Source organism: Clostridium sp. AF28-12, assembly GCF_003435225.1.
In the GTDB taxonomy this organism is placed as follows: Bacteria; Bacillota; Clostridia; order Lachnospirales; family Lachnospiraceae; genus Pilosibacter; species Pilosibacter fragilis.
The window spans coordinates 1-5,410 of the sequence record NZ_QWGJ01000040.1 but is presented as its reverse complement, the minus strand read 5'-3'; the positions used below and the strand labels follow the sequence as shown (position 1 = coordinate 5,410).

6 protein-coding genes are annotated in these 5,410 nt (G+C 53.1%); all 6 read left to right on the top strand.

Annotated elements, in window-relative coordinates:
• On the top strand, positions 1-1,446 hold a 1,446-nt coding region (locus DWY93_RS16320), incomplete at its 5' end, for a relaxase/mobilization nuclease domain-containing protein (protein WP_242990752.1).
• Between the two features lie 184 nt (positions 1,447-1,630).
• Entirely contained in the window at positions 1,631-1,843 is a 213-nt protein-coding gene (locus tag DWY93_RS16310; protein ID WP_005927784.1) for a hypothetical protein, read from the top strand.
• A complete protein-coding gene (locus tag DWY93_RS16305; protein WP_005927782.1) occupies positions 1,833-2,582 on the top strand; it encodes a phage replisome organizer N-terminal domain-containing protein in 750 nt (249 codons plus the stop codon). Before DWY93_RS16310 ends, DWY93_RS16305 begins: the two co-directional genes overlap by 11 nt.
• Entirely contained in the window at positions 2,579-3,436 is an 858-nt protein-coding gene (locus tag DWY93_RS16300) for an ATP-binding protein (RefSeq protein ID WP_005921274.1), read from the top strand. The genes DWY93_RS16305 and DWY93_RS16300 overlap by 4 nt, the downstream gene beginning before the upstream one ends.
• The gene (locus DWY93_RS16295) at positions 3,433-3,621 is read left to right on the top strand and encodes a transposon-encoded TnpW family protein (protein ID WP_005927780.1); all 189 of its coding nucleotides are present in this window, start codon (positions 3,433-3,435) and stop codon (positions 3,619-3,621) included. Before DWY93_RS16300 ends, DWY93_RS16295 begins: the two co-directional genes overlap by 4 nt.
• 111 nt (positions 3,622-3,732) lie before the next feature.
• The gene (locus DWY93_RS16290) at positions 3,733-5,343 is read left to right on the top strand and encodes a recombinase family protein (protein ID WP_005921270.1); all 1,611 of its coding nucleotides are present in this window, start codon (positions 3,733-3,735) and stop codon (positions 5,341-5,343) included.
• Positions 5,344-5,410: the final 67 nt, after the last annotated feature.

The following is a 5,410-nucleotide window of genomic DNA, read 5'->3' as shown; positions in this document are numbered from 1 at the left end:
GTTGCCTGTATGCGAGCCAATCTCCGCTATGAGAAAAACCAAAAACGGGAAGATGTGAAAAGCCACCACTATATCATCAGCTTTGACCCACGGGACGGGACAGACAACGGCTTGACCGTAGACTGGGCGCAGGAGCTGGGCGAGCAGTTCTGCAAGGAGCATTTTCCCGGACACCAAGCCCTAATCTGCACCCACCCGGACGGGCATAACCACAGCGGCAATATCCATGTGCATATCGTCATCAACTCCCTGCGGATTTATGAAGTCCCGCTTCTGCCCTACATGGACAGACCAGCCGACACACGGGAGGGCTGCAAGCACCGCTGCACCAACGCCGCTATGGAATATTTCAAGAGTGAAGTCATGGAGATGTGCCACCGGGAGGGGCTTTACCAAATCGACCTCTTGAACGGCAGCAAGGAACGGATAACCGAACGGGAATACTGGGCGGCAAAGAAAGGGCAGCTTGCCCTTGATAAAGAGAACGCCGCCAGAGAAGCCGCAGGACAGCCGACCAAGCCCACCAAGTTTGAAACGGACAAGGCGAAGCTGCGCCGGACGATACGGCAGGCACTTTCCCAAGCTACCAGCTTTGACGAGTTTTCTTCCCTTTTGCTGCGGGAGGGTGTGACCGTCAAGGAGAGCCGGGGGAGGCTTTCCTACCTCACACCGGACAGGACAAAGCCTATCACAGCCCGGAAGCTGGGGGACGATTTTGACAAGGCTACTGTCCTTGCCCTGCTTACACAGAACGCCCGCAGAGCCGCCGAACAGACCAAAGCCATACCCGAATACCCTGCCGCAGTTAAAAAGCCGTCACAAGGGGAAAAAACCACAAAAACCACCCCGGCAGACAACACCTTGCAGCGCATGGTTGACCGGGAAGCCAAGCGAGCCGAGGGCAAGGGCGTGGGCTATGACCGCTGGGCGGCAAAGTACAATCTAAAGCAAATGGCGGCTACCGTTACCGCCTATCAGCAGTACGGCTTTTCTTCCCCGGAGGAACTGGACGAAGCCTGTTCTGCCGCCTATACCGCCATGCGGGAAAGCCTTACAGAGCTGAAGCAGGTGGAAAAGACGCTGGACGGGAAAAAGGAGCTGCAACGGCAGGTGCTTGCCTATTCCAAGACCCGCCCTGTCCGGGACGGGCTGAAACAGCAGAAAAACGCCAAAGCAAAAGCAGCCTACCGACAGAAGCACGAAAGCGACTTTATCATAGCAGACGCAGCCGCCCGTTATTTTAGGGAGAACGGCATTTCCAAGCTGCCAAGCTATAAAGCCCTGCAAGCAGAGATTGAAACCCTTATCAAAGAGAAAAACAGCGGCTACAACGATTACCGGGCAAAACGGGAGGAATACCGCCGCTTACAGACCGTCAAGGGCAATATCGACCAGATTTTACGCCGGGAGCGCAAGCCTGTGAAAAGGCAGGAACAGGAGCGATAAAAACCACCCCAAAATGTACCCGAACCCATACAGAACAAGGGGGCTGCCCCGTACCCTATCCCCAATACCAAAGGATTTTTTAACGGGCTTACAGGGCAGAAAAACCCCGAAAATGATACCGAGATGATACAGAATTACCGCCGATACCGCCACACCAGTGGAAACGGCAGAAAGGAGCGCACCCATGCCAAGAATGAGCAAGAAACGGCGGCTGGAATGGTCTTTTTTCCTGCGGCAAGTGAAAGTCGGGAATACCACCTGCGACCGTATCACATACAACGACCTCTGCCGGGGCTGTACCCATAGCTGCAAGCAGAGCTTCCGGGCGGTTATCATACTCTGCCCCCGCTACTACTCCAAACGCCGGAAAAAGGAGGACAGGGACAATGGCAGATAACCGCAAGTATTACTACCTCAAGCTGAAAGAGAACTTTTTTGACAGCGACTCCATTGTGCTGCTGGAAGATATGAAAGACGGAATTTTATATTCCAATATCCTCTTGAAGCTGTACTTAAAATCGCTGAAAAACGGCGGGAAGTTGCAGCTTGACGAGCATATCCCCTACACAGCGCAGATGATAGCGACACTGACCCGCCACCAGATAGGGACGGTTGAGAGGGCTTTAGAGATTTTCCGGCAGTTGGGGCTTGTGGAGCAGCTTGACAGCGGGGCTTTCTATATGACCGACATTGAGCTGATGATAGGACAGTCCTCTACCGAAGCCGAGCGAAAACGGGCTGCAAGGCTGGAAAACAAAGCACTTTTACCGCCCTGGACAAAAGGCGGACATTTGTCCGACATTCGTCCACCAGAGATAGAGATAGAGTTAGAGAAAGAGATAGAGATAGAAAAAGAGAGAGAGGGAGAAACGGGACACCCCACCCCCGCCGCTTATGGCAGATACAACAATGTGATACTGACCGATACAGAGCTTTCCGGGCTGAAAACAGAGCTGCCCGACAAGTGGGAGTATTATATTGACCGGCTTTCCTGCCATATCGCTTCCACCGGGAAGCAGTACCACAGCCATGCAGCCACCATTTACAAGTGGGCGCAGGAGGACGCTGCCAAAGGCAAGGCTGCCCCGAAACAGGGCATACCCGATTATTCATGCAAGGAGGGCGAGAGCTTATGAGAAACGGGATTGAAGCTATGATTACGGACATTACAGCCACTACCGCCGAAGCGGAGGACTACACAGGCGAGGACGGGCTTTTATACTGCGGCAAGTGCCATACGCCCAAAGAAGCCTATTTTTCAAAAGAAACCGCCCAATGGTTAGGGCATGACCGACACCCGTCAGAGTGCGACTGCCAGCGGGCAGCCCGTGAAAAACGGGAAGCCGCTGAAAGCCGACAGAAGCACCTTGAAACAGTGGAGGACTTGAAACGCCGGGGCTTTACCGACCCTGCTATGCGGAACTGGACATTTGAGCATGACAACGGCAGAAACCCGCAGACCGCAACCGCCCGTTTTTATGTGGAGAGCTGGGAAACCATGCAGGCTGAAAATATCGGCTACCTGTTCTGGGGCGGCGTGGGGACAGGAAAAAGCTACCTTGCCGCCTGTATCGCCAACGCCCTTATGGAAAAAGAGGTTGCCGTCTGCATGACAAACTTTGCAACAATACTCAATGACCTTGCCGCCAGCTTTGAGGGCAGGAATGAGTATATTTCCCGCCTTTGCAGCTACCCCCTGCTGATACTTGATGATTTCGGTATGGAGCGAGGGACAGAATACGGGCTGGAACAGGTTTACAGCGTGATTGACAGCCGTTACCGAAGCGGCAAGCCGCTGATCGCCACGACCAACCTCACGCTGGAGGAATTGCAGCACCCGCAGGACACGCCCCACGCCCGTATCTATGACAGGCTGACTTCCATGTGCGCCCCCGTCCGCTTCACGGGCAGCAACTTCCGAAAGGAAACCGCACAGGAAAAGCTGGAACGCTTAAAGCAACTGATGAAGCAGCGAAAGGAGAGCCTATGACAGAAATCAAACAGACAAGCACCACCAAAACAGACCGCCGCCCGGACTGTGTAACGGAAATCCGCATGGGCAACTCCGTCCTTACCGTTTCCGGCTTCTTCAAGCAGGGCGCAACCGACACCGCAGCCGACAAGATGATGAAAGTGCTGGAAGCGGAAGCTGCTACACAAAAAACGGCGATTTGACCGACCATAAAGAAGCAGATTTGACGCTTTTGCCGCTATACAGACAGCCGCCCCATGTGGTACAATCAAGGTACGGAATAGTGGGGCTGGCTGTCGGAAACGGAGGATTTTATGTTAAGACAGACCAACCAACAACCAATTACCGCCCTTTACCCAAGACTTTCCCATGAGGACGAGCTGCAAGGCGAGAGCAATTCCATTTCCAATCAGAAGCGTATCCTTGAAACCTATGCAAAGCAGAACGGCTTTTCCAATCTGCGCTGGTACACGGACGACGGTTATTCTGGTGCGAACTTTCAAAGACCCGGTTTTCAAGCCATGCTTGCGGACATTGAAGCCGGAAAAGTCGGGACAGTTATCGTAAAGGATATGTCGAGGTTAGGGCGAAACTACCTGCAAGTGGGAATGTACACGGAAATGATTTTCCCACAGAAAGGTGTCCGCTTCATCGCTATCAATGACGGAGTGGACAGCGCACAGGGCGACAATGATTTTGCCCCGCTGCGGAATATCTTTAACGAATGGCTGGTGAGAGATACGAGCAAGAAAATCAAAGCAGTGAAACGCTCAAAAGGCATGAGTGGCAAGCCTATCACAAGCAAGCCTGTGTATGGCTACCTCATGGACGAGGACGAAAATTTCATCATTGACGAGGAAGCTGCACCCGTAGTCAAGCAGATATACAATTTCTGCCTTGCCGGGAATGGTCCGACCAAGATAGCCCGTATGCTCACAGAGCAGCAAATCCCCACGCCGGGAACGCTGGAATACCGCAGGACGGGCAGCACCCGCCGCTACCACCCCGGCTATGAGTGCAAGTGGGCGACCAATACCGTTGTGCATATCCTTGAAAACCGGGAATACACGGGCTGTCTGGTAAACTTCAAGACAGAAAAACTTTCTTACAAAGTCAAGCACAGTGTAGAAAATTCCCCGGAAAAGCAAGTGATTTTCGAGAACCACCACGAGCCTATCATAGACACGCAAACATGGGAACGGGTGCAGGAGCTTCGCAAGCAGCGCAAACGCCCCAACCGCTATGATGAAGTGGGCTTGTTCTCCGGCATACTGTTCTGTGCGGACTGCGGCAGCGTCATGTATCAGCAGCGATACCAGACAGACAAGCGCAAGCAGGACTGTTATATCTGCGGCAACTACAAGAAACGCACCCATGACTGTACGGCGCACTTTATCCGCACCGACCTCTTGACCGCTGGTGTACTCTCCAATCTGCGGAAAGTGACAAGCTATGCGGCAAAGCATGAAGCCCGGTTTATGAAGCTCTTGATTGAGCAGAACGAGGACGGGGGCAAGCGCAGGAACGCCGCCAAGAAAAAGGAACTGGAAGCCGCCGAGAAACGCATAGCCGAGTTATCCGCTATCTTCAAGCGGCTGTATGAGGACAGCGTGACCGGGCGCATATCAGACGAGCGTTTCACAGAGCTGTCGGCAGACTATGAAGCAGAGCAACGGGAACTGAAAGAAAGAGCCGCCGCTATCCAAGCGGAGCTTTCCAAAGCACAGGAAGCCACCGTGAACGCAGAAAAGTTTATGAATGTTGTCCGGCGGCATACCAGCTTTGAAGAACTTACCCCTACTCTGCTGCGGGAGTTTGTAGAGAAAATTGTTGTGCATGAGTGCAGCTATGACGAGAACAAGACCCGCAGACAGGACATTGAGATTTATTATTCTTTTGTTGGCAAGGTGGACTTGCCCGAATAACCGCCCGACCTATCCGACACAATGCGCAAGTGCCGGATAGGAACGGCAAAATTTTTTACACTTCTAT